21 protein-coding genes are annotated in these 23,392 nt (G+C 71.9%); 15 read left to right on the top strand and 6 right to left on the bottom strand.

All coding sequences use genetic code 11. The annotated features are described in order from the left end of the window. Positions 1–134: 134 nt before the first annotated feature. The gene (locus QQ657_RS20300) at positions 135–779 is read right to left on the bottom strand and encodes a pyridoxamine 5'-phosphate oxidase family protein (RefSeq protein WP_284743742.1); all 645 of its coding nucleotides are present in this window, start codon (positions 777–779) and stop codon (positions 135–137) included. Positions 780–859: 80 nt separating this feature from the next. Between QQ657_RS20300 and pdxR the strand changes: the two genes are divergently transcribed. Both pdxR and QQ657_RS20290 read left to right on the top strand, forming a co-directional pair. After that, complete coding sequence (pdxR, locus tag QQ657_RS20295) at positions 860–2,230, top strand: MocR-like pyridoxine biosynthesis transcription factor PdxR (protein ID WP_284743741.1); 1,371 nt, start codon at positions 860–862, stop codon at positions 2,228–2,230. A 361-nt stretch (positions 2,231–2,591) separates the two neighbouring features. Then, positions 2,592–3,686: a D-alanine--D-alanine ligase family protein gene (locus QQ657_RS20290; protein WP_284743740.1), complete on the top strand. Its 1,095-nt coding sequence runs from the start codon at positions 2,592–2,594 to the stop codon at positions 3,684–3,686. On the opposite strand, the gene QQ657_RS20285 is transcribed toward QQ657_RS20290, so the two are convergent. Both QQ657_RS20285 and QQ657_RS20280 read right to left on the bottom strand, forming a co-directional pair. Next, positions 3,683–4,222: a DUF3515 domain-containing protein gene (locus tag QQ657_RS20285; RefSeq protein ID WP_284743739.1), complete on the bottom strand. Its 540-nt coding sequence runs from the start codon at positions 4,220–4,222 to the stop codon at positions 3,683–3,685. The two genes, QQ657_RS20290 and QQ657_RS20285, sit on opposite strands and share 4 nt — an antisense overlap. Positions 4,223–4,241: 19 nt before the next feature. Beyond that, a complete protein-coding gene (locus QQ657_RS20280) occupies positions 4,242–4,475 on the bottom strand; it encodes an Lrp/AsnC ligand binding domain-containing protein (protein WP_155545137.1) in 234 nt (77 codons plus the stop codon). 124 nt (positions 4,476–4,599) lie between these two features. On the opposite strand from QQ657_RS20280, the gene QQ657_RS20275 reads away from it, so the two are divergent. Both QQ657_RS20275 and QQ657_RS20270 read left to right on the top strand, forming a co-directional pair. Next, on the top strand, positions 4,600–5,556 hold the full coding sequence (locus QQ657_RS20275) for a thiamine-phosphate kinase (RefSeq protein ID WP_284743738.1): 957 nt from the start codon (positions 4,600–4,602) through the stop codon (positions 5,554–5,556). Positions 5,557–5,572: 16 nt separating this feature from the next. After that, positions 5,573–6,052, top strand: coding sequence for a GNAT family N-acetyltransferase (locus tag QQ657_RS20270; RefSeq protein WP_284743737.1), 480 nt, complete (start codon positions 5,573–5,575; stop codon positions 6,050–6,052). Here the strand turns inward: QQ657_RS20270 and QQ657_RS20265 are convergent. After that, positions 6,039–7,193, bottom strand: a complete 1,155-nt coding sequence (locus QQ657_RS20265) for a glycoside hydrolase family 27 protein (RefSeq protein ID WP_284743736.1) — start codon at positions 7,191–7,193, stop codon at positions 6,039–6,041. The two genes, QQ657_RS20270 and QQ657_RS20265, sit on opposite strands and share 14 nt — an antisense overlap. Before the next feature lie 92 nt (positions 7,194–7,285). Here QQ657_RS20265 and QQ657_RS20260 point away from each other — a divergent pair, with 92 nt between their 5' ends. Genes QQ657_RS20260 through QQ657_RS20250 form a run of 3 tightly spaced genes read left to right on the top strand, consistent with a single transcriptional unit; the run spans position 7,286 to position 9,355 of the window. Beyond that, positions 7,286–7,816, top strand: coding sequence for a gamma carbonic anhydrase family protein (locus QQ657_RS20260; RefSeq protein ID WP_284743735.1), 531 nt, complete (start codon positions 7,286–7,288; stop codon positions 7,814–7,816). Between the two features lie 30 nt (positions 7,817–7,846). Next, positions 7,847–8,524, top strand: a complete 678-nt coding sequence (locus tag QQ657_RS20255) for a uracil-DNA glycosylase (RefSeq protein WP_284743734.1) — start codon at positions 7,847–7,849, stop codon at positions 8,522–8,524. A gap of 60 nt (positions 8,525–8,584) precedes the next feature. Beyond that, entirely contained in the window at positions 8,585–9,355 is a 771-nt protein-coding gene (locus tag QQ657_RS20250; RefSeq protein WP_284743733.1) for an alpha/beta fold hydrolase, read from the top strand. A 58-nt stretch (positions 9,356–9,413) separates the two neighbouring features. Here QQ657_RS20250 and rpmB read toward each other — a convergent pair whose 3' ends face one another. Continuing rightward, positions 9,414–9,605: a 50S ribosomal protein L28 gene (gene rpmB, locus QQ657_RS20245; protein ID WP_003091970.1), complete on the bottom strand. Its 192-nt coding sequence runs from the start codon at positions 9,603–9,605 to the stop codon at positions 9,414–9,416. A 133-nt stretch (positions 9,606–9,738) separates the two neighbouring features. On the opposite strand from rpmB, the gene QQ657_RS20240 reads away from it, so the two are divergent. From QQ657_RS20240 to QQ657_RS20230, 3 genes are read left to right on the top strand one after another with little or no spacing between them, the layout of a single operon-like run. After that, positions 9,739–11,316, top strand: a complete 1,578-nt coding sequence (locus tag QQ657_RS20240) for a DAK2 domain-containing protein (protein ID WP_284743732.1) — start codon at positions 9,739–9,741, stop codon at positions 11,314–11,316. Between the two features lie 3 nt (positions 11,317–11,319). Then, a complete protein-coding gene (gene recG / locus QQ657_RS20235) occupies positions 11,320–13,473 on the top strand; it encodes an ATP-dependent DNA helicase RecG (protein WP_284743731.1) in 2,154 nt (717 codons plus the stop codon). Next, positions 13,470–13,937, top strand: coding sequence for a GNAT family N-acetyltransferase (locus tag QQ657_RS20230; protein WP_284743730.1), 468 nt, complete (start codon positions 13,470–13,472; stop codon positions 13,935–13,937). Before recG ends, QQ657_RS20230 begins: the two co-directional genes overlap by 4 nt. On the opposite strand, the gene QQ657_RS20225 is transcribed toward QQ657_RS20230, so the two are convergent. Continuing rightward, entirely contained in the window at positions 13,897–14,532 is a 636-nt protein-coding gene (locus tag QQ657_RS20225) for a TetR/AcrR family transcriptional regulator (RefSeq protein WP_284743729.1), read from the bottom strand. The genes QQ657_RS20230 and QQ657_RS20225 overlap by 41 nt on opposite strands. A gap of 31 nt (positions 14,533–14,563) precedes the next feature. Between QQ657_RS20225 and QQ657_RS20220 the strand changes: the two genes are divergently transcribed. The 5 genes from QQ657_RS20220 to QQ657_RS20200 all read left to right on the top strand — a co-directional run bounded on the left by QQ657_RS20220 (position 14,564) and on the right by QQ657_RS20200 (position 23,383). Further along, complete coding sequence (locus tag QQ657_RS20220; RefSeq protein ID WP_284743728.1) at positions 14,564–15,703, top strand: erythromycin esterase family protein; 1,140 nt, start codon at positions 14,564–14,566, stop codon at positions 15,701–15,703. A gap of 53 nt (positions 15,704–15,756) precedes the next feature. Continuing rightward, entirely contained in the window at positions 15,757–18,135 is a 2,379-nt protein-coding gene (locus tag QQ657_RS20215; protein ID WP_284743727.1) for a caspase, EACC1-associated type, read from the top strand. A gap of 43 nt (positions 18,136–18,178) precedes the next feature. Beyond that, positions 18,179–19,075 carry a S8 family peptidase gene (locus QQ657_RS20210; protein ID WP_284743759.1) on the top strand — a complete coding sequence of 299 codons (897 nt, stop codon included), beginning with the start codon at positions 18,179–18,181 and terminating at the stop codon, positions 19,073–19,075. 133 nt (positions 19,076–19,208) lie between these two features. Next, positions 19,209–22,586 (top strand): pyruvate carboxylase, encoded by a 3,378-nt coding sequence (locus QQ657_RS20205; protein WP_284743726.1) that lies wholly within the window; start codon positions 19,209–19,211, stop codon positions 22,584–22,586. After that, positions 22,583–23,383: an arginase family protein gene (locus QQ657_RS20200; RefSeq protein ID WP_284743725.1), complete on the top strand. Its 801-nt coding sequence runs from the start codon at positions 22,583–22,585 to the stop codon at positions 23,381–23,383. Before QQ657_RS20205 ends, QQ657_RS20200 begins: the two co-directional genes overlap by 4 nt. Positions 23,384–23,392 lie beyond the last annotated feature (9 nt).

Below are 23,392 nucleotides of genomic sequence, written 5' to 3'. Positions count from 1 at the left end.
TGCGCGACCACCAGAGCAGCAAGCTCGTCATACGACGGACGCCCATCCCCGGTCACACGATGATCATCGCACCACGACAACCACCACACGACCGGGGACCTGACTAGTTACAAACAGTGTTCTAACCCTGTTTCTCACTCACGACCGGTGACGTGCGGGGGCGTCGTCCAGCCGGGGGAGAGGTCGGTGGACGGCTCGGGCGCGCCGAAGACCGTCCGGACCGGCAGCACCCCGGCCCAGGCCGCGTCGGCGTCGAGGTCCTCCGGCTCGTCGTCCGGGCCCTCGGCGCGCATCTTCACCGACGCCTCGGCGAGGTCGAGCGCCAGCACGCTCACCGCCGCGAACTCCTTCGCGTTGACCTCGCGCGCGTGCTCCCACGAGCCTGGGGCGAGGTGGTCGGTCAGCACCTTGAGACCGTGCATCTTCGCTTCGGAATCGGTGACCAGTGTCGCTTTCCCGAAGATGACCGCGCTGCGGTAATTCATCGAGTGGTTGTTCACCGACCGCGAGTAGACGATGCCGTCGAGGAGCGTCACCGTGACGCAGACGTCGAGGTCCCGCGACGCCGTGCGCAGGCTCGACGCGCCGGTGGAGCCGTGCAGGTAGAGCGTGTCGCCGTCGCGGCCGTAGCCGGTCGGCAGGACCATCGGCGCGCCGTCGCGGACGATGCCGAGGTGGCAGATCAGGCCCTCGTCCAGGACGTCGTGGAGGGCCGAGCGGTCGGTCACGGCCCGGTGCTTCTTGCGGCCGAGCGTGGTGCGGGGCGTGGTGGACAGCATGCGACCAGCGTCTCCCAGTGCAGTGGCATCGGAAAATGTCCACTTCTCGTACACTTGGGAAGTCCACTTGAGGAGGTCCCGTGACCCACGCCGACACCGCGCTCCCGGTGAGCCTCGATCGCTCGGCCGTGACGCCGTTGGCCGTCCAGCTCGCCGACGCGCTGCGCGAAGCGGCGGCTTCCGGCCACCTGCGCGGCGGCGACCGGCTCCCTTCGACGCGGGCCTTGGCCGGCCGGCTCGGCGTCAGTCGCACGGTGACGTCCGCGGCTTACGAGCAGCTGCACGCCGAGGGGTGGATCGCCGGGCGCCACGGCTCCGGCACGTACGTGACGACGCCGCCTTCGTTTTCGGCTTCGGAGGTCCCGGCGCCCGCGGTCCCGGCGCCCGAGACGGAGGTGCCGTCGCTGCTCGACCTGGGGCCCGGCACGCCGTGGGCGGACGGCCTGGACCGCGCGGCCTGGCGCCGCGCCTGGCGTGCCGCGGCCGACCCGGACCCGCTGGTCCGCGCGCACCGCGCCGGGCTGCCGGAGTACCGGGCGGCGGTGTCGGAGCACTTGCTGCGCCACCGCGGGCTGGCGGCGGGTTCGGTGCTGGCGACCGGCGGGACGACGGCGGCGGTCGTCGAGCTGGCCGCGGCGGTGCTCGAACGCGGGGACGTCGTCGCCGTCGAGGAGCCGGGGTACCAGCGCGCGGTGCAGGCGTTCCTGCGGGCGGGCATGCGGGTGGTGGGCGTGCCGGTGGACGACGAGGGGCTGCGGCCGGACGCGATCCCGCCGGGGGCGAGGGCGGTGTACTGCTCGCCGGCGCACCAGTACCCGATGGGCAGCCGGCTGAGCGCGGCGCGGCGGGTTTCGCTGGTGGAGCTGGCGCGTTCAGCCGGGATGCTCGTTATCGAGGACGACTACGACGGCGAGCTGCGCTTCGACGTGGCGCCGTTGCCGATGCTGGCTTCGCTGGCGCCGGACGTCGTGGCGCATCTGGGGACGACGTCGAAGATCCTCACGCCGACGCTGGGTGCGGGGTGGATGGTGGCGCCGGAGGCGATCACGTCGGCGGTGCTGGCGTATCGGGATTTGACGGGGACGCGGCCGTCGCCGGCGGGGCAGCGGGTGTTGTACGAGTTCGCGCGGAACGGGGATTTGGGTCGTCACCTGCGGAAACTTCGGCGGGAGATGGCTGAGCGGCGGACGTTGCTGGCGGGGGCGTTGGCCGCGGCCGGGGTGCCGGTCCGCGGTGACGACGCGGGGGCGCACCTGGTGGTGCCGTTTCCGTCGGCTTCGGTGGAGGTTTCGGTGATCGCTTCCGCTGAGCGGCGGGGGATCCGGTTGGACGGGTTGGCTCGGCATTTCGCCGGGGAGCCTTCGTCGCATGGGGTGGCGATCGGGTATGCCGGTTGTGCTCGGGAGGCTTTGGTGGCTGCTTTGCCTACGTTGGTTTCTTTGCTGCGCTGAGGTTTGGTGGTTTCCACGGCTTGTTGTGGTGTGCTTGCGCTGTTGTCCACAGCCCGGCCGTGATGTGGACAACTGGGTTCGGCCGGTGGTTTTCGGGGCTTTGCGTCGGCCCTCGTCGATACGCTGGAGCGGGCGGTGGCCCCCAAGGGGAGGGCGGGCTCCGCCCTGGCCGGCCGCAGCCGAACCCCAGCGCCCAGCAATGCCGAACCCGGTCCCGAGCGCGAAGCATTCCCGGGCCCACCGGTCCCTCGATGTACCAGACGTGACAGGCCCCGCACAGGTTGCGCTCACCGCCCGCCGTCGGCCGCCCGGCGCACCGGGCTCGGCTGTTCGCCGAGGTCACCGGGTACGGTGGCTCACCATGAGCGAGAAGATCCGGGTGGCGGTCGTGTTCGGCGGGCGCAGCAGCGAGCACACCATCTCCTGCCTGTCCGCCGGCAGCGTCCTGGGGAACCTCGACCCGGAACGCTTCGAAGCCGTCCCGGTCGGCATCACCCGCGCCGGCCGGTGGGTGCTCGGTACCGGGGACTCCGCCCAGCTCGCCATCCGGGGCCGCGAACTGCCTTCCGTCGACGACGGCAAGGGCCTCGTCCTCGCCGGTGATCCCTCCAGCCAGGGCCTCGTCGCCGTCGAAGCCGGGCGGGAAAGCGAGCTGCTGTCCCAGGTGGACGTCGTCTTCCCCGTGCTGCACGGCGCCTTCGGCGAGGACGGCACCATCCAGGGCCTCCTCGAGCTCGCCGGCATCCCGTACGTCGGCCCCGGCGTTCTCGCCAGCGCCGCCGCCATGGACAAGGAGACCGCGAAGAAACTCCTTGCCGCCGAAGGGCTTCCGGTCGGTACCTTCGCCGCCCTCCGGCGGGATCAGTCCACTTTGGACGACGAGGACAAGGGCCGGCTCGGCCTGCCCGTCTTCGTCAAGCCGTCGCGTGCCGGGTCGTCCGTCGGCATCAGCCGCGTGACGGACTGGGACGACCTCGACGCCGCCATCGAACTCGCCCGCGCCACCGATCCCAAGGTCCTCGTCGAGGCCGCTGTCGTCGGTCGCGAGGTCGAGTGCGGGGTGCTCGAGTTCCCGGACGGCCGCGTCGAAGCCTCGCTGCCCGCCGAGATCCGCGTTCTCTCCGAAGACGAAAACGCTTGGTACGACTTCGAAACCAAGTACCTCGGCGACGACGCGGAGCTGGACATCCCCGCCAAGCTCGACGACGCGCTCACCGAGAAGCTCCGCGCCATGGCCGTCAAGGCGTTCCAGGCGCTCGACTGCCAGGGCCTCGCCCGCGTCGACTTCTTCGTCGGCGCCGACGGCGAGCTGACCATCAACGAGGTCAACACCATGCCCGGCTTCACGACGAAGTCCGCCTACCCGAAGATGTGGGAGGTCACCGGCGTGGACTACGCGACGCTGCTGACCACCCTCATCGAGACGGCCGTCGCCCGCGGCACCGGCCTGCGCTAGGAGAACCGCAGCGGACGCGGGGGCAGCTTCGCCGCGACCGTGTCCGAGATCTGCTGCAACGGCCCCGTCCCGGCGCTGTCCGGCACCGTCAAAGCCGCGTAGACCTCGCGATCCACGACGTACCACGTCGACGCGCCGTCGCCCGGCACCTGCAGCCACTGCACCTTGTTCACCAGTCGCAACGCCGCGGTCGGCGTCAGCTCCGGGGGCCGGTCCAGCCCGCAGCGCAGGACGAGCGGATCGGTCGAGCCCCAGGCCACCGTCGCCGGCGGCGCCGGGTCGGCCAGGGTGCGCACCTTCAGAGACGTCCCGTTCGACGTCAGCTCGGTCGGCACCGCGCTCAGCAGCGTCGTGCAGCCCGGGGCCGTGGCGAAGGGCGCCGGCACCGGGACGAGCGGCAACGGGCCGGAATCGGCGGAGTTCGAGGAGCGCAGGGTCAGCGCGAAGACGGCGACGGCGACCGCCAAGGCCACGGCAAGGGCAGCCGCGGTGACGAGCACCACCTTGGGTGGAGCACCGGTGTCGGAATCTGGCACCCGACCACTACACCACTGCTCAGAGATGCACGACCGGGCAGGTCAGGGTCCGCGTGATGCCTTCCACGTTCTGCACCTTCGCGACCACGAGCTGGCCCAGCTGGTCGACGCTGTCGGCGGCCGCGCGGACGATCACGTCGTACGGTCCGGTGACATCCTCCGAACTGGTGACGCCCGCGATGCTGGAGATCTCGGCCGCCACCGCGGCCGCCTTGCCGACCTCGGTCTGGATGAGGATGTATGCGTGGACCACGGCGCGCCCTTTCGTCGGGATCGGTCAGCTCAGGTAGGAACGTATAGCCAGCTCACCGAAAAACATAGGGCATCCGACTATCGGTGATCGATCTTTGTCCCGGTAGAGAAAGCAGAGGTGACCGGTGTCACCGAACGACGCAACGGTCGCCGAGACCGGCGAGTTCGCGCTCATCCGCGCCGTCACCGAAGGACGGCGCCAGCCCCCGGGCACGCTGCTCGGCCCGGGTGACGACGCCGCCGTCGTCGCCGCCCCCGACGGCCGCGTGGTCGCCAGCACCGACGTGCTCGTCCAGGGCGTCCACTTCCGGCTCGACTGGTCGCCACCCGAGTACGTCGGGCGCAAGGCCGTCGCGGTCAACCTGGCCGACATCGCCGCCATGGGCGCCACCCCGACCACCGTCCTGGTCGGCCTCGCCTGCCCACCCGACACCCCGCGCGAGCTCGTCACCGCGCTCGCCGACGGCATGTGGGCCGAAGCCGAGCGTGCCGGCATCGGCGTCTCCGGCGGCGACATGGTCCGCGCCGACCAGCTCGTGATCAGCGTCACCGCGCTCGGCGACCTCGGCGACCGCGAACCCGTGACGCGCTCGGGCGCCCGGCCCGGCGACGTCGTCGCGGTCTGCGGGAAGCTCGGCTGGGCCGCCGCCGGACTGGCCGTGCTCGGGCGCGGGTTCCGCTCCCCGGTCGGCGTCGTCAACGCCCAGCGCTGCCCGGAACCGCCCTACGACGCCGGCCCGCGTGCCGCCCTGGCCGGGGCCACCGCGATGATCGACGTCTCCGACGGGCTCCTGGCCGATCTCGCCCACATCGGCGAGGCCTCCGGCGTCGGCCTCGATATCCGGACCGCCGACCTCGACATCCCCGCGCGGCTCACCGAAGTCGGCGCCGCGCTGGGCGCGGACCCCCTGGACTGGGTGCTCACCGGCGGTGAGGACCACGCGCTGGTGGCCACCTTCCCGCCGTTCGCCGAGCTGCCCGAGGGCTGGCGCACGATCGGCGTCGCGACCATGCCGGACTCGGGGATCACCGTGGACGGCAAGCCTTTTGCGCGAGAAGCCGGTTGGACCCACTGGCGCTGAACTAAAGTCGGCGGACGTGAGAATCGTTCCGGTCCCCTTCGACCATCCCGACGCGGTCACGCTCATGGCCGCGGTGCAGCAGGTGTACGTCGACCGCTACGGCAGCGAAGACGCCACCCCGATGAACCCCGAGCAGTTCGACCCGCCCGCGGGCCTGTTCCTGGTCGGCTACCAGGGCGACGAGGCCGTCGCCTGTGGAGCGTGGCGGGCGCACGACGGCCCCGAGCCGGACTTCCAGGACGGCGACGCCGAGTTCAAGCGCATGTACGTCGCCGATTCCGCCCGCGGCCGCGGCTTCGCGCGCATGATCCTCTTCGAGCTGGAACGCACGGCCGCGCTGTCCGGCCGCAAGCGCGCGGTGCTGGAGACCGGCACCCTGCAGCCGGAGGCGATCGCGCTCTACGCGTCCTCGGGCTACGTCGAGATCCCGGGCTTCGGCATGTACAAGAACGAACCCGAGAGCCGGTGCTACGCCAAGGACCTCAGCGGGGCGTGAGCTTCAGCAGGGCCGCGGCGTGCGGCCGCAGCGACGCGGAGACGTCCGTTCCGACGTCCTGGTGGGCCCACAGGTCCCGGACGTTCCACGCACCCGGGATCGCCGCGGAGACGGTCGCGGTGGTGGTGCCGGTGTTGAGCAGCACCACCGCGAACCCACCGCCGGTCAGGGGTTTCCCCCACACCTGGTAGCCGGGACCCGCGGCGAGCTGGCGGCCCTGCCCGCCCGCGAAGTCCTGGTCGACGGCGATCGCCTCGGGGTTGCCCAGCGTCGCGAGGTCGTCGTCGCTCAGCTTCGCCGGGTCGGTGCCGGCGAACAGCGGCGCGTTCAGCACGGCCCAGACGCTGAAGTGCGCGCGGGCCTCGTCCGCGCTCAGCGTGCCGTTGCCGACCTGCAGCATGTCCGGGTCGTTCCAGCCGCCCGGCGAGCCGCTGTGGACGGCGACGGTGGCCTGCTGGTCGATCGTCGCGAGCACGGAGTCCCAGGTCGGGGTCAGGTCGTAGGTGGTCCGCCACAGGTTCGCCACCGGCCGCGCCCAGGTCCACGGGCTGGAGACGCCGTATTCGGAGATCGCGTAAACGATCGGGCGGGGGAGCGCGGCGAGCTCGTCGCGCATCTTCTCGAACGCCGCCTTCCGGTCGAGGCCGTCGACGGTGTCGGCGTTGCACCAGTCGTACTTGAGGTAGTCGACGCCCCAGCGGTCGAACGTCTCGGCGTCCTGCTGCTCGTGGCCCAGCGAGCCGATGCCGGACGCGGGGTAGGCGTCGTTGGCCATCGCGCAGGTCCGGCTGCCCGGCACGGCGTAGATGCCGAACAGCAGGCCGCGGGAGTGGACGTAGTCGGCTAGGTCGGCGATGCCGTGCGGGAACCGCGTGGGATCGGCCGCCAGCGAGCCGTCGGCGGCGCGCTTCGGGGCCTGCCAGCAGTCGTCGACGACGACGTAGCGGTAGCCGGCGTCCCGCAGGCCGGTGTCCGCCAGCGCGTCGGCCGCCTTCTTGACGACGTCCTCGGTCAGGTCGTGGCAGCGGACCTGGTTCCAGCTGTTCCAGCCCATCGGCGGGGTCGCGGCCAGGCCGTTCGCCAGCGCCGGCGACGCCCCGGGCAGGCTGAGCAGCCAGGTCAGCACGACGAGCAGGAGCACGAGGGCCGTGCTCCCGGTACTGGCGTTCCTGTCGGCGGCGATGCCGTGATCCAATCGCAGAGCACGTGAAACCGCAGTCACCCGGAGGCGGCATGCCGATCTACGCTCTCGGTTCCCTCGAGCCGACGATCCACCCCGACGCCTACGTCCACCCGGACGCGACGGTGATCGGCGACGTCCGGATCGGCGCGTTCGCGTCGGTGTGGCCGCAGACGGTGCTGCGCGGCGACCACGGGTACATCGAGATCGGCGACCGCTCCAACGTCCAGGACGGCTGCGTCCTGCACTGCACGGAGAGGCACCCGACGATCCTCGGGCCGTCGTCGGCGATCGGGCACGCGGTGCACGTCGAGGGCGCGACGATCGGCACCGGCTGCCTGATCGCGTCCGGCTCGGTGGTGCTGAACGGCTCGGTGATCGAGGACGGCGGCATGGTCGGCGCCGGCGCGGTGCTGTCGTACGGCTCACACGTGAAGACCGGCGAGATCGCGCTCGGCGTGCCCGCGAAGACGCGGGAGAACAAGTCGTTCAGCGCGGAGAACATCGCGCTGGTGGTGGATTCCTACGTCGGACGCGGGCAGCGGTTCCGGACCGAGCTGAGGCGGCTCGACCCGCTCGGGTGACGCCGGCCACGCCCGGTAGGCTGGCGCGCCGTGACCGCACGACCGCTGCAGGACATCGTCGAGGCAGGCTGGGCCGAGGCCCTCGAACCGGTGGCGCCGCAGGTCGCCGCCATGGGGGAGTTCCTCCGCGCGGAGATCGCCGCCGGCCGGACCTACCTGCCGGCGGGTGAGCACGTGCTGCGGGCGTTCAAGCAGCCGTTCCACGACGTCCGGGTGCTGATCGTCGGGCAGGACCCGTACCCGACGCCGGGGCACGCGGTCGGCCTGAGCTTCTCGGTGGCGCCGGACGTCCGGCCGATCCCGAAGAGCCTGGTCAACATCTACAAGGAGTACGCCGAGGACCTCGGCCACCCGCTGCCGGCCAACGGCGACCTGACGCCGTGGGCCGACCAGGGCGTCCTGCTGCTCAACAGGGCCCTGACGGTGCAGCCCGGCAAGTCGAACTCGCACCAGGGCAAGGGCTGGGAAGACGTCACCGAGCAGGCGATCAAGGCCCTCGCGGCCCGGTCGGAGCCGATGGTGGCGATCCTGTGGGGCCGCAACGCCCGCAACCTGCGCCCGATGCTGGGCGAGGTGCCGTGCATCGAGTCGGCGCACCCGAGCCCGCTCTCGGCGCACAACGGCTTCTTCGGGTCGCGGCCGTTCAGCCGCGCCAACCAGCTGCTGGAGAAGCAGGGCGCGGCACCGGTCGACTGGAAACTCCCGTAGGTTCGGTGTCCGGATCCGCGTGACGGCTCCGACCAGGGGGAACGGACCTTGGAGGACACCATGAACGTCACATCGGCCGACGGCACGCCGATCTTCTTCGAGCGGCGCGGCACGGGCGCGCCCGTGATCCTCGTGGGCGGCGCGTTCAACGACCGGACCACGGTCGCCGGCTTGGCCGAGGTCCTGGCCGACGACTTCACGACGATCGCCTACGACCGGCGGGGGCGCGGCGCCAGCGGCGACACCGGCCCTTACGCGATGGAACGGGAGATCGAGGACATCGCGGCGCTGATCGCCGAGGCCGGCGGGACGGCGTCGGTGTTCGGGCACTCGTCGGGCGCGGTGCTGGCCCTGGAAGCGGCCGCCGCGGGCCTGCCGATCGAGAAGCTGGTGGCGTACGAGCCGCCGTACGCGACGGACTCGGACCCCCGCGACGACGTCACGGAGAAGGTGCGCGCGCAGATCGCGGCGGGCGACCGCGACGGCGCGGCGGCGACGTTCCTCGAGGTCGCGGGCACGCCGCCGGAGATGATCGAGGGCATGAAGTCGGCCCCGGTGTGGGGCTGGTTCACCGGCCTGGCGCACACGCTCCCGTACGACCTGACGATCTGCGGCCCCGGCGCCCGCCCGCGCAAGGACCACCTGGCCCGGATCTCGGTCCCGACCTTGGTGATCGGCGGCGGCGCGAGCCCGGAGAAGCTGCAGTCGGGAGCCCGCATCGCGGCGTCGTCGGTGCCGGGAGCCCGCCACGAGACCCTCCCGGGCCAGGACCACGGGGTCCTCCAGCACCCGGAGACCCTGAAGCCGCTCCTGACGGACTTCCTGAAGTAAGCGCACAAAAATGGCGGGTGCTCCGGAGAGCACCCGCCATTTTCGAACTCTTCTCGCCTCAGCCGCGAACGACCTTGCCCGCCTTGATGCACGAGGTGCACACGTTCAAGCGCTTGCGCTGGGACACACCCACCTTGGCGTGGACGGTCTGGATGTTCGGGTTCCACCGGCGGTTGGTACGGCGGTGGGAGTGCGAGACCGACTTGCCGAAGCCGGGTCCCTTGCCACAGACGTCGCACACGGCAGCCACGTCGAACTCCTTTGGATCTGGGTCATAGAAATGAGCCCAGATGCACTGGGCAACTCGACCATAGTAACTACTGGCTTCGCGAGGTTCCGCACCGGGTCGATACGCTGCCTCGGACCGGTCAGGAGGTTACGGGGTGCGGGTGCTGGACACGGCGGCGGTGTCGGCCTGGGCGACGGGCTGCGTGCACAGTCTCGCGAGCCTGCGGCCGGCCATCGACGAGATCAACGTCTACCCCGTCGCGGACTCCGACACCGGCTCCAACATGCTCTTCACGATGACCGGCGCGGCCCGGGAGCTCGAAGCCGCCGAGCCGGAAAGCGCCGCCGAAGCGCTGAAGATCCTCGCCCGCGGCGCCGTGGCTTCGGCCAAGGGCAACTCCGGCGTGATCCTTTCCCAGGTCGTGCGCGGGCTGGCCGACCGCGCCGAAGGCGAGCTCGACGGCGAGTGGCTGGCCGGCGCGCTCGGGCACGCCGACGAGGTCGCCACCGGCGCCGTCAGCCGTCCGGTCGCCGGGACCATCCTCACCGTCCTGCACGCCGTGGCCCTCGCCGTGCGCGGTGACACCCGGTCCCTGACCGAGGTCGCCCGGGAGGCCGCGCGGGAAGCCGCGCACGCCCTCGAGAAGACGCCCTTGCAGCTGCCCGCGCTGGCCAAGGCCGGCGTCGTCGACGCGGGCGCCCGCGGGCTCGTCGCCGTGCTCGACGCCCTGGTCGGCGTGCTCACCGGCACCGCGCTCGAGCAGTTCCACGCCCTCGAGGTGCACGCGGACCCGCTGGCCGAGGCCTTCGCCTGGGAGGTCATGTACCTCCTCGACGGCGTCGAGGAAGCAAGCCTGCCGACCCTGCGCAAGGAGCTGAGCGGCCTCGGCGACAGCGTCACGGTGGCCGGCGACGGCTCCGGCAGCCACGCCGTGCACGTCCACTGCGCCGACATCGGGGCCGCCATCGAGGCCGGGCTCGCGCTCGGCCGTCCACGCAAGATCCGCGTCGAGCCGCTGCTCACGCCGACGCCGATCGAGCCCGGCGGCGGGATCGACCGCACGGTCGTCGCCGTCGTGCACGGCGGCGAGCTGGCCGAGCTGCTGCGTGCCGAGAGCATCCCGGTGCTGGCCGTGCCCGACGGCGAAACCCCCAGCGTCGAGGACGTGATCAGCCTGCTCAACGAGGCCGCCGGCCGGCACGTCACCGTGCTGCCGGGCAGCGTCGCGCTCACCGCGGCGGCCGACACCGCGGCCGGGCACGCGATGGCCGCCGACCGGGACGTCGTGGTCATCCCGTGCGTCTCGCCGGTGCAGGTCCTGGCCGCCCTCGCGGTGCACGACGCCGGGCGCCGCACCAACGACGACGTCGTCGCGATGGCCGAAGCGGCCGCCGCGACCAGGCGTGGCGAACTCCGGATCGCGCGGGAGGAATCGCTAACCTGGGTGGGCCGGGCCCAGTCCGGCGACGTGGTCGGCCTGGTCGACGACGAGGTGGTGCTGATCGAACCGGCACCGGCGTCGGAGACGAACCTGGTCGCGGCCGCGATGAAGGTGCTGAACCGGATGCTGGCGCTCGGCGGTGAGCTGGTGACGGTGCTGAGCGGGGACGCCGCCCCGCCCGGGGTCGCCGAGGAGCTCGCCGAGCAGCTGCGGGTGGAGCACCCGGAGGTGGAGCTGACGAGCTACGCCGGCGGCCAAGTGGAGGCCGTGCTGCTGATGGGAGTCGAATAGCCGATGGCCGGACTGCGCGACAAGCTGCCGCTGCTGCTGGGCGCCAAGACGGCGAAGGCGCTCGCCACGGCGTTGGACATCGAGACGGTCAGCGACCTGCTGCGCCACTACCCGCGCCGCTACGCCGAGCGCGGCGAGCTCACCGACATCGCGGGCCTCGAGCTCGGTGAGCACGCCACCGTGCTGGCGCGCGTGGAAAAGGTGAGCAAGCGGCGGATGAAGTCCCGGAACGGGACCATCCTCGACATGGTGATCACCGACGGGAAACGCCGGCTCACCTGTGCCTTCTTCAACCAGGCCTGGCGCGAGAAGGACCTCGTCCCCGGCAAGACGGGCCTGTTCGCCGGCAAGGTGTCCGCCTTCCGCGACACCCTCCAGCTGACCAACCCCGAGTACGAGCTGTTCGAGGCCGACCGCGAGGCCGAGGCGATGGACGACTTCCTCGCCGCGATCATCCCGGTGTACCCGGCGGCGCAGGGCATGCCGACGTGGTCGATCGCGAAGTGCGTGCGCCAGGTGCTCGACGTCCTCGAGGTCGACGACGACCCGATGCCGGCGGAGCTGCGGCGGCTGCACCGCCTCTCGGACCTCGACACCGCGCTGCACGGCATCCACCGCCCGGACAACTGGGCGCACCTGGAGGCGTCGAAGAAACGCCTCAAGTGGGACGAGGCCATGGCCGTCCAGCTGATCTTCGCGCAGCGGCGCCACTCGGCCATCTCGCGGCCGGCGAAGGCGAACCCGCACGTCAGCGGCGGTCTGATGGACGCCTTCGACAAGCGGCTGCCCTTCGACCTGACCGCGGGCCAGCGGGGGATCGGCGACGAGATCGCCACCGACCTCGCCTCCGAGCACCCGATGAACCGGCTGCTGCAGGGCGAGGTCGGCTCCGGCAAGACGATCGTCGCGCTGCGGGCGATGCTGCAGGTCGTCGACAACGGGCGGCAGACGGCGATGCTGGCGCCCACCGAGGTCCTCGCCGCCCAGCACGCGCGGTCGCTGCGGGAGATGCTCGGCGACCTCGGCCAGGCGGGCGAGCTGGGCGCGGCGGAAAACGCCACGAAAGTCACGTTGCTCACCGGGTCGATGGGCGCGAAGGAGCGCAAGAAGTCGCTGCTGGAGATCGTCAGCGGCGAAGCGGGCATCGTCGTCGGCACGCACGCGCTGATCCAGGACCACGTCGAGTTCGCCGACCTCGGCCTCGCGGTCGTCGACGAGCAGCACCGCTTCGGCGTCGAGCAGCGGGACGCGCTGCGCACCCGCGGCGCCGGGGACACCAGCCCGCACGTCCTCGTCATGACCGCGACGCCGATCCCGCGCACGGTCGCGATGACCGTGTACGGCGACCTCGAGGTGTCCGCGCTGCGCGAGATGCCGGTCGGGCGGTCGCCGATCAAGACCACCGTGGTGCCGGTCGCGGAGAAGCCGGCCTGGTTCGACCGGATCTGGCAGCGGGTCCGCGAAGAGGTCGGCAAGGGGCACCAGGGGTACGTCGTGTGCCCGCGGATCGGCGACGAGCCGCCGTCGGACAAGAGCGACAAGCGGCCGCCGCTCGCGGTCCTCGACGTCGCGCCCGACCTGGAGCACGGCGCGCTGCAGGGGCTGAAGATCGGCGTGCTGCACGGCCGGATGCCGCCCGACGAGAAGGACGCTGTGATGCGCGCGTTCTCCGCGGCGCAGCTCGACGTCCTCGTGGCCACCACGGTGATCGAGGTCGGCGTCAACGTCCCGAACGCGACGGCGATGGTGATCATGGATGCCGACCGCTTCGGCGTCAGCCAGCTGCACCAGCTGCGTGGCCGTGTCGGCCGGGGCAGCGTGCCGGGCGTCTGCCTGCTGGTCACCGAGGCCCTCGACGGCACGGCGACGCGCGAGCGCTTGGCAGCGGTCGAGTCGACGACCGACGGCTTCGAGCTGTCGCAACTGGACCTGGAGCTGCGCCGGGAAGGCGACATCCTCGGCTCCGCGCAGTCCGGCAAGCGCTCGACGCTCAAGCTGCTTTCGCTGCTGCGGGACGAGGACGTGATCGCCGCGTCGCGGGAGAGCGCGCAGGAGATCGTCGAGAAGGACCCGGACCTGAAGAAGTACCACGGCCTGGCGCAGATGGTCGCCGACGTCGTCGACGTCGACCGTGCGGAATACCTGGAGAAGAGTTGATCCGCCCGGCCACGGTCGCCGACGCCGCGGCGATCGGCGAGGTCCACGTGGCGTCGTGGCAGGCGGCGTACGCGGGGTTGATTCCGGCGGACTTCCTCGCCGGGCTCTCCGCGGAGTCGCGCGCGGCGTCGTGGGCCCGGCGCATCGGCGATGGCGGCCCGGTGCTGGTCGCCGAAGAAGACGGCGCCATCGCGGGGTTCGCCGCGTACGGGGATGGCCGGCTCTACGCGCTGTACCTGCTGCCGGAGTACTGGGGGCGGGGCCTCGGCCGGGAGTTGCACGACCGGGTCGTCGAAGAGCTTTCCGGTGACAGCGTCGTCCTGTGGGTGCTGTCGACGAACGAACGAGCGAAGGCCTTCTACGTCCGGCAGGGCTGGGTGGACGACGGCGCCACCCAGACCGAGACGATCGACGAGGGCCGGGTCACGCTGGAGGAGCGGCGGTTCCGGCGTTCGTTGCCGTGAACACGCCGGCTTTCGCGGCGGCCGCGGCGGCTTTCGCGGCGAGATCGGCGTCCGCCGGCGTCACGCCTTCGCGGGAGATGAACAGGCGGTAGAAGATCGGCCCGCACGCCACCCGCACGACCTCGACGGCGTCCGTGCCGGCCGGGACTTCGCCGCGGTCGACGGCCCGGCCGACCACCACCGCCGAGCGCGCGTGGCGGTCGACGTAGAACTCCTGCAGGGCGTCCGCCGCGCGGGAGGAGAGGAACGCCGCCGAGATCGACGCCGTCGGGAGCTCGCGCTCGCCCGGCGAGGTGAAGTAGTGCACCAGCTCCAGGTTGATCCCGCGCAGGTCGCCTTCCAGGGAACCGGTGTCCGGGGCCGTCCACTCCTGCTCGGTCCCCATCGACAGGGCCGCCGCGACCAGGCCTTCGGCGGACTCCCACCGGCGGTACAGCGTCGTCTTGTGCACGCCGGAGCGTTCGGCGACCGCCTCGACGGTCAGCTCGGCGTACCCGCGTTCGCCGAGCAGCTCGAGGGTGGCATTGAGCGCGGCGAGGCGGGTCCGCTCGGTGCGTCCGCCCGGCCGCCGCGTGCCGGAAATCTCGGTTGCCAACTGCTACTCCTGTTGCGTTAGTGTGCCCAGTATGCCAGAACCGGAGTCCGTCGACGTCACGTCCATCGCCGCGCTGATCGGCGACGCCGAGGTCGTCGCGATCGGCGAGAACAACCATCACATCCGCGAGTTCGGCGTGCTGCGCGACCGCCTCCTGCGTCACCTCGTCTCCGAATGCGGGTTCACCGTGCTGGGGTTCGAGGGTGGGTTTCCCGAAGGGCACCTGGTCGACACGTGGCTGTCCGGCGGCTCGGGTGACGTCGCCGACATCGCGCGGGACGGCTTCACGTTCGGCCTGGGGGACTCGGCCGAGGTGCACGCGATGCTGACCTGGCTGCGCGGCCGCGGTGTCCGGTTCGCCGGTCTGGACGTGCCGAGTTCGGCGGGTTCACCGGTGCCGTCGCTGCAGGCTCTCCGTGAGCACGTCCTGCGCGTGGACCCGGCCAATGTGTCGCTTGTGGACGCTGCGCTGACGGCGTGCGAGCCCTATGCGTCGATCAGCAGTGCGGTCGCTCCCGGGCGGTACAAGGAAATGAGCGCGTCGGCGCGGGATGCGGCGACGGTGGCGCTGACTGTCCTCAAAGGACATGTGGAGGCGCTCGGCTACGGCGACGTCGCCGCCCACCACGCTGAGGGCGCGCTGCGGATCGACCTCTACCTGCGGGAGCTGGACGCGTTGATGGCGGGCCGCGCGCCCGAGCCGCAGAGTTCGTCGCGGGACACGTACATGGCGGCGACCGTGCGGCTGCTGCGGCGGCTGTACCCGGGCGAGAAGATCGTCCTGATGCTCCACAACGGACATCTGCAGCGCGTGCCGTTCTCGCCGATGCCCGGCATGACGGCGCCGTCGGCGGGTACCCACCTGGCCGCGGAGCTGGGGGACAAGTACTTCGCGCTCGCGCTGACCGCCGTCTCGGGGACGACGACCGGCCTCGTGCCCGACCCGGAAGCCCGGCTTGGGTTCCGGATGTACGAGCAGGCTCTGGAGGGGCCCGCGGAAGGCAGCGTGGAGGCGGCGCTGGCTTCTCAGGCCCCGTGTGTGGTCGCGCATCCCGCGGCGTCGAGCATCCGGCACGCGCACATGGCGCCGGCGGTCGACGTGGCGGCCGCGTTCGACGCCGTCGTCTGCCTGAAAGGGCAGGAAACGATTTTCCAGGCGTCCGCCGGCTAGGTGTGCCCGTTCGGCTGCTTGCCGTAGTGCGCGGGTGGGCGTTTCCTACCGGTATGGCCGGGCGGAGGCGGGCGTTGATCGTCGCCAACGGCGAGTACGACAACGCGGGGCTGCAGCGGCTGGGCTCGCCCGCGGCGGACGCGGACGCCCTCGTGGAGGTGCTGTCCGACCGGGCGATCAGCGACTTCGAGGTGCGGGTGGTCCGCAACGAGACCGCGCACGTCGTGCAGGCGGAGATCGAGGATCTCTGCGCCGAGGGCCGTCCCGACGACGTCCTGCTGATGCACTTTTCCTGCCACGGCTTGAAGGACGACTCGGGCGGCCTGTACTTCGCCGCGCGCAACACCCGGCCCGACCGGCTCCGGTCGACGGCGGTACCCGCGCAGTTCGTGCAGCAGTGCCTGCGACAGAGCCGCTCGCGCAGCGTCGTGCTGCTGCTGGACTGCTGCTACGGCGGGGCGTTCGGGCAGGGCGTGGCGGTGCGGGCGTCGGGCGACGCGAACGTGCTCGACAGTTTCCGCGGCGGCCGCGGCCGGGCGGTCATCACGGCGTCGAACTCGATCGAATACGCCTTCGAGGGCGCCCGGCTGGCCGAGGGGGAGCCCGCGCAGCCGTCGGTGTTCACGGCGGCGCTGGTGGAGGGGCTGCGCACGGGCGAGGCCGACCGCGACGAGGACGGCTGGATCGCGCTGGGGGAGCTGTACGAGTACCTGTTCGACCGCGTCCGCGAGCGCAACCCGAAGCAGACCCCGAGCCGCGACATCGAGATGCAGGGCGAGCTGTACCTGGCGAAGAGCCGACGCCGCCGGATCAAGCCGTCCCCGATCCCGGCCGACCTCGCGGGCGCGATCACGGCGGAGAACCCGTTCACGAGGCTGGGCGCGGTGGCGGAGCTGAGACGCCGGCTGGCGAGCGACAACCTCCCGGTGGCGATGGGAGCGTTCGAGGCGCTGAAGTCCATGGCGGCGACGGACATCCAGCACGTCGCGGCGGCGGCTTCGGACGCGCTCGGCTTCGCGGTGGTCCGGGTGGACGTGCCTTCGGTGCGGTTGTCGGCTGCTTCCGGCGCGCGTGCCTCGGCGTCGCTGCGGGTGCCGGGCCCGCCGGTGGCGCGGGAGGTGCGGTTCGAGGCATCGCACGCGTGGATCGCGGTGACGCAGACGGCTTCGGGCGCGGACCTGTCGGTGACGGCCGGGGAGCCGGGGGTGCGGCGCGGGAAGGTGGTGGTGACCGGGCCGACCGGGGATGCCGTGGTGGAGGTGGAGATCGAGGCGGTCCCGGCCGCCGAGCCGGAGCCGGAGGTGGCGGCCGAGCCGGAGCCGGCTGTCGAGTCCGAACCGGAGGTGGCGGCCGAGCCGGAGCCGGAACTGGTGCCGGAGCCGGAGGTGGCGGCTCAGCCCGTGCCGGAAGCCGAGCCGGAGCCGGTGGCCGGGCCGGAACCCGAGGCGGCACCGGAGACCGCGACTGAACCCGAGCCGGTGAAGCGCCCCGATGTGGCATCGGGTGCGTCCGACGCACCCGGCACCACAGGGGGCCGCGCCCCCGAACCCGTGGTGGTGGCGGATCCCGGCTCCGCAGCCGAACCCGCCGTCGCGGAAGCAGAAGCGCGGCAACCCGTCGAGCAGGCGGATCCCGTCGCCGGCACCGCCGGGATCCTCGCCATCGCCGGCGCCGTCTTCGCACTGATCGGGCTCGGCCTGCATTACTACTACGACAACTCCTTGGCCTCCTACCGGCCGGGCATGCCCCTCTACGTGGTGGTCGTGGCGGGGTGCGCGCTCGTCGCGGGGGTCCTGTCCCTGAGCCCGCGCACGCGGCAGCGGATCGGTCCGTCGTTGCTGCTGGGAGTCGGCTTCGCGGCGCTGTTCGGCTTGCTGAGGTTCAGCGCGGAGGGTGTCGTGGTTTCGTCGGTCACCCCCGACGAGGTCCTGGGCGCCGGGTTCACCTTCGAGCTGATCGCGCACAGCGCGATGGTTCTCGCGGGGGTGTGCGCGCCGATCGCGCTACGCCGGAGCCCCGCGGCCGGGCTGGGCGCCGGCATGGTGCGCGGCTGGGAAGGGTGGGTGGCGATCGGGCTCGGAGTGGGAGTCGCCGCCGGGTGGATCATCGAACTCGCCCAGCTGGCCGAGGCCGATCCGAGCGAAGGCGAGCGGGTCGCGGCGTACTACGTCCTCGGGGCGGTGCTCGCCGTCGTGCTGCCTGCCGTCGCGGCGGTCCTGCGGCCGCCCGTCGTCGGCTGCGCGGTGCTGGCCGCCGGGACCGCCGGGCTGGCCGGTGTGCTGGGCCCGACGTTCGCCACCATGGATCCGTACACCTACCTGAGCTACGCGGGCCTGGTGATCGCGGTGTCGGGGTTGGCGGGGCTCTTGGTGCTCGCCGTCGTGTGGGGCGTCCGGCTTCGCAGGAATCAGCCGATCGAGCGACAGTCCTGAGTTGTCGCCCCGCCACCGGCGGGGTACCACGACGATCATGAGGATGCTGCTCGCCGCCGTGGCCATCGTGTTCGCCGGACAGACGCCGGCCGTCGCCGCCGGTGGGGTGCAGCCCGATCCGCCCAGCTGGGGCCTGGACCGGATCGACCAGCGCGCCGGGCTCGACCACGCCTACCACTACGCGAGCGACGCTTCGGGCGTCACGATCTACGTGATCGACAGCGGTGTCGACGCGCGGCACCCCGACTTCGAGGGCCGCGTCGCGCCCGGGCGGGACTTCCTGAACGGCGGCTCCGACACCTCCGACACCAACGGCCACGGCACGCGCCTCGCCGGGATCGCCGCCGGCAAGGACTACGGCGTCGCGAAGGGCGCGCAGATCGTGCCGGTGCGGGTGCTCGACAAGGACGGCGGCGGTGCCACCGACCAGATCATCGCGGGCATCGACTGGGTCGCGCAGAACGCCCAGCAGCCCGCGGTCGCCGTCCTCGGCATCGGCGGCGTGCCGAACGACCAGCTCGACGCGGCTGTCAAACGGCTCGCCGCGGTGGTCCCGGTCGCGGTCCCAGCGGGCAGCGAAACGGCGGACGCGAGCGGCTTCTCCCCGGGCCGCGTCACCGAGGCGCTGACGGTCGGGGCCACCGACGCCCAGGACCACCCCGACAAGGCGTCGAACTTCGGCCAGGACGTCGACCTGTACGCGCCGGGCGTCGAGGTCCCGGCCCCGATCGCGGGCGGCACGGGCGCCGGCCCGGAGTCGGGCACCTCGATGGCGGCGGCGTTCGCGGCGGGAGTGGCGGCGCTGTACCGCGCCCAGCACCCGGAAGCGGCGCCCGACCAGGTGGACCAAGCGCTTGTTCAGGCGGCGACCCCGGACGCGCTCAAGGGAGTTCCGGACGGCACGGCCAACCGGCTCCTTTACGCACCCGCGGGATCCTGAGAAGCTGCCCAGACGCGCTCCCGGCCAATCTTCCGCGGCGCATGATGTCCATCACCTGGTACTGAACTCCCGCAGAGCGGGAAGAACCGGGTAACGTGCGTTGACTTACCGATCCATACGGGAAGGACCGGGCATGTTCCGCAAGGTGCTGGTGGCCAACCGCGGCGAGATCGCCATCCGCGCGTTCCGCGCCGGCTTCGAACTGGGCGCGGGCACGGTCGCCGTGTTCCCCCACGAAGACCGCAACTCGCTGCACCGGCTGAAGGCCGACGAGGCGTACGAGATCGGCGAACCCGGTCACCCCGTGCGCGCCTACCTCTCGGTGGACGAGATCGTCAGCGCGGCGAAGAAGGCGGGAGCCGACGCCGTCTACCCCGGTTACGGCTTCCTCTCCGAGAACCCCGATCTCGCGCGCGCGTGCGAAGAAGCGGGCATCACCTTCGTCGGGCCGAGTGCCGACATCCTCGAGCTCACCGGCAACAAGGCACGCGCGGTCAAGGCCGCGCGGGAGGCCGGCGTGCCGGTGCTCGGGTCGTCCGAACCCTCCAGCGACGTCGACGCGCTGGTCGCGGCCGCCGACGACCTGGGCTTCCCCGTGTTCGTGAAGGCCGTCGCCGGCGGTGGCGGGCGCGGGATGCGCCGCGTCATGGAGCCCGCCCAGCTGCGCGAGTCCATCGAGGCCGCCGCGCGCGAGGCCGAGTCCGCCTTCGGCGACCCGACCGTCTTCCTCGAGAAGGCCGTCGTCGAGCCGCGGCACATCGAGGTGCAGATCCTCGCCGACGGCGCGGGCAACATCATCCACCTCTACGAGCGTGACTGCTCGGTGCAGCGGCGGCACCAGAAGGTCGTCGAACTGGCCCCGGCGCCGAACCTCGATCCCGAGCTGCGGGACCGGATCTGCGCGGACGCCGTCAAGTTCGCGAAGCAGATCGGCTACCGCAACGCCGGCACCGTCGAGTTCCTGCTCGACAAGCAGGGCAACCACGTCTTCATCGAGATGAACCCGCGCATCCAGGTCGAGCACACGGTCACCGAAGAGGTCACCGACGTCGACCTCGTGCAGTCGCAGCTAAGGATCGCCGCCGGCGAGACCCTGGACGACCTGGGCCTGAGCCAGGACAAGATCTACCTGCGCGGCGCGGCTCTCCAGTGCCGCATCACCACCGAAGACCCGGCCAACGGCTTCCGCCCGGACACCGGGATGATCTCCGCCTACCGCTCGCCGGGCGGCTCGGGCATCCGGCTCGACGGCGGCACCGCCTTCTCCGGCACCGAGATCAGCGCGCACTTCGACTCGCTGCTGGTGAAGCTCACCTGCCGCGGCCGCGACTTCAAGACCGCCGTCGGCCGCGCGCGCCGCGCCGTCGCCGAGTTCCGGATCCGTGGCGTCGCGACGAACATCCCGTTCCTGCAGGCGGTTCTCGACGACGAGGACTTCCGCGCCGGGCGCGTCACGACGTCGTTCATCGAGGAGCGCCCGCAGCTGCTCACCGCGCGGCAGTCCGCCGACCGCGGCACGCGCCTGCTGACCTACCTCGCCGACCAGACGGTCAACAAGCCGAACGGCGAGCGCCCGAAGACCCCGGACGCGACGCTGAAGCTGCCGAAGCTCCCGAAGGACGCCCAGCCGGCCGACGGCTCGAAGCAGAAGCTCGTCGAACTGGGCCCGGGCGGGTTCGCGGAGTGGCTGCGGAAGTCGCCGCACATCGGGGTCACGGACACGACGTTCCGCGACGCGCACCAGTCGTTGCTCGCCACCCGCGTCCGTACGAAGGACCTCCTCGCGGTCGCGCCGGTCGTCGCGAACACCCTGCCGCAGCTGCTGTCGCTGGAGTGCTGGGGCGGCGCGACCTACGACGTCGCGCTGCGGTTCCTCGCCGAGGACCCGTGGGAGCGTCTCGCCGCGCTGCGCGAAGCCGTGCCGAACATCTGCCTCCAGATGCTGCTGCGCGGGCGCAACACCGTCGGCTACACGCCTTATCCGACCGAGGTGACCACCGCCTTCGTCGAGGAGGCGACGAAGACCGGCATCGACATCTTCCGGATCTTCGACGCCCTCAACGACGTCGAGCAGATGCGCCCGGCCATCGAAGCGGTGCGCGAGACCGGCTCCGCCGTCGCCGAAGTGGCGCTCTGCTACACCTCGGACCTGTCGGACCCGGGCGAGAAGCTCTACACGCTCGACTACTACCTCAAGCTGGCCGAGCAGATCGTCGGCGCCGGGGCGCACGTCCTGGCGATCAAGGACATGGCCGGGCTGCTGCGCGCGCCCGCGGCGACCCGGCTGGTCACCGCGCTGCGCAAGGAGTTCGACCTGCCGGTGCACATCCACACCCACGACACCGCGGGTGGCCAGCTGGCCACCTACCTCGCGGCGATCAACGCGGGCGCGGACGCCGTCGACGGCGCGGTGTCGTCGATGGCGGGCACGACGTCGCAGCCGTCGCTGTCGTCGATCGTGGCGGCCACCGACCACTCCGACCGCACGACCGGGCTCGACCTGGACGCGATCGGCGAGCTGGAGCCGTACTGGGAGAGCGTGCGCAAGATCTACGCGCCGTTCGAGGCCGGGCTGGCCTCGCCCACCGGGCGCGTCTACCACCACGAGATCCCCGGCGGGCAGCTGTCGAACCTGCGCACGCAGGCCATCGCGCTGGGCCTGGGCGACCGGTTCGAGGACATCGAGGCGATGTACGCGGCGGCCGACAAGATCCTCGGCCACCTGGTGAAGGTGACGCCGTCGTCGAAGGTCGTCGGCGACCTCGCGCTGCACCTGGTCGGCGCGGGCGTCTCGCCGGCCGACTTCGAGGCGGAGCCGAACAAGTTCGACATCCCCGACTCGGTGATCGGCTTCCTGCGCGGCGAGCTCGGCGACCCGCCGGGCGGCTGGCCGGAGCCGTTCCGCACCAAGGCCCTCGAGGGCCGCGCGGCGGCGAAGCCGGTCGCCGAACTGTCCGAAGAGGACCGTTCCGCACTGGCGGAGCACCCGCGCCGGACGCTCAACCGGTTGCTGTTCCCGGCGCCCACCAAGGAGTACGAGACGCACCGCGAGGCCTACGGCGACACATCCGTGCTACCCAGCAAGGACTTCTTCTACGGGCTGCGGCCGGGGGAGGAGTACCAGGTCGACCTCGAGCCGGGCGTGCGGCTGCTCATCGAGCTGGAGGCGATCGGCGAGGCCGACGAGCGCGGCGTGCGCACGGTGATGTCGACGCTCAACGGTCAGCTGCGCCCGATCCAGATCCGCGACCGGTCGATCGCGTCGGACATCCCGGCGACCGAGAAGGCGGAGAAGGGCAACCCGAAGCAGGTCGCGGCGCCGTTCGCCGGCGTGGTCACGCTGCAGGTGTCCGAAGGCGACACGGTCGAGGTCGGCGCGACGGTCGCGACGATCGAGGCCATGAAGATGGAGGCGTCGATCACCGCGTCCGCCGGCGGCAAGGTCGGCCGGCTGGCGATCAACTCCGTCCAGCAGGTCGAGGGCGGTGACCTGCTACTGGTGCTGGAGTGACGCTGGTCAACGCGGTCCCGCAGCGCCAGGGCGCGGTGGGACCGCGGGCGGCGGAGCTGCCGGACGGCTGCCTGGCGCTCGCGGAGCTGGCCGGGCACGTGCTCGGCCGGCCGGTGCACCACGTCCGGCAGACGCGCTCGGTGTCCGAAGTGGACCGCGGTGTCTCTTCGCGCGCCGAGCTGACGGGCCCGAACCGCGCCGCCCAGCTGGCGGCACTGGAGTCACCCGGCGGCCCGGTCCTGACGATCGGCGGCGACTGCGGGGTCGAGCTGGTCCCGATCGGCGTGGCCCGCTTCCGGTACGGGCCGGGCCTGGGCGTCGCGTGGTTCGACGCGCATGCCGACCTGAACACGGCCGAGTCGTCGCCGTCCGGGGCGTTCCACGGCATGGTGCTGCGGTCGTTGTTCGGCGAGGGCGACCCGGAGTTCGCGGCGGCGCCCGCGCTGGAGCCGGGCCGGGCCGCGCTGCTGGGGACCCGCGTGTTCGACCTGGAGGAACGGGCGGCGGTCGCGCGGGGGCTGGCGGTCACGTCGATGGATGCACTGGCGGGCGCGGAGAAGCTGTACGTCCACGTGGACCTGGACGTGCTCGACCCGGCGGAGTTCCCGGGCCTCAACTACCCGGAGCCGGGCGGCTGGACGATCGGGCGGCTGGTGGCCGAGCTGGACGCCCTGGCCGGGTACGAGGTCGTGGGCGCGGGGATCACCGAGTGCGTGGGCACGTCCCGCGAGGTCGAGGTGCTGACGCCGGTCCTGGAAGCGGTGGGCCGGCTGCTCGTGAGTGGGAAACAGGGTTAGAACACTGTT

Origin of the sequence: Amycolatopsis ponsaeliensis (assembly GCF_030182635.1) — a bacterium.
Taxonomy (GTDB): Bacteria; Actinomycetota; Actinomycetes; order Mycobacteriales; family Pseudonocardiaceae; genus Amycolatopsis; species Amycolatopsis ponsaeliensis.
The sequence above is the reverse complement of the archived record's forward strand: the minus strand, read 5'-3'. Positions and strand labels throughout refer to the sequence as shown.

Excerpts from the sequence above, each read along its gene's own strand:
- QQ657_RS20215 (WP_284743727.1), top strand. The coding sequence starts at position 15,757 with ATGGCCGGGCGGAGGCGGGCGTTGATCGTCGCCAACGGCGAGTACGAC.
- QQ657_RS20260 (WP_284743735.1), top strand. The coding sequence starts at position 7,286 with ATGCCGATCTACGCTCTCGGTTCCCTCGAGCCGACGATCCACCCCGAC.
- QQ657_RS20300 (WP_284743742.1), bottom strand. The coding sequence starts at position 779 with ATGCTGTCCACCACGCCCCGCACCACGCTCGGCCGCAAGAAGCACCGG.
- QQ657_RS20220 (WP_284743728.1), top strand. The coding sequence starts at position 14,564 with ATGCCAGAACCGGAGTCCGTCGACGTCACGTCCATCGCCGCGCTGATC.
- recG (WP_284743731.1), top strand. The coding sequence starts at position 11,320 with ATGGCCGGACTGCGCGACAAGCTGCCGCTGCTGCTGGGCGCCAAGACG.
- QQ657_RS20290 (WP_284743740.1), top strand. The coding sequence starts at position 2,592 with ATGAGCGAGAAGATCCGGGTGGCGGTCGTGTTCGGCGGGCGCAGCAGC.
- QQ657_RS20210 (WP_284743759.1), top strand. The coding sequence starts at position 18,179 with ATGCTGCTCGCCGCCGTGGCCATCGTGTTCGCCGGACAGACGCCGGCC.
- QQ657_RS20205 (WP_284743726.1), top strand. The coding sequence starts at position 19,209 with ATGTTCCGCAAGGTGCTGGTGGCCAACCGCGGCGAGATCGCCATCCGC.
- QQ657_RS20250 (WP_284743733.1), top strand. The coding sequence starts at position 8,585 with ATGAACGTCACATCGGCCGACGGCACGCCGATCTTCTTCGAGCGGCGC.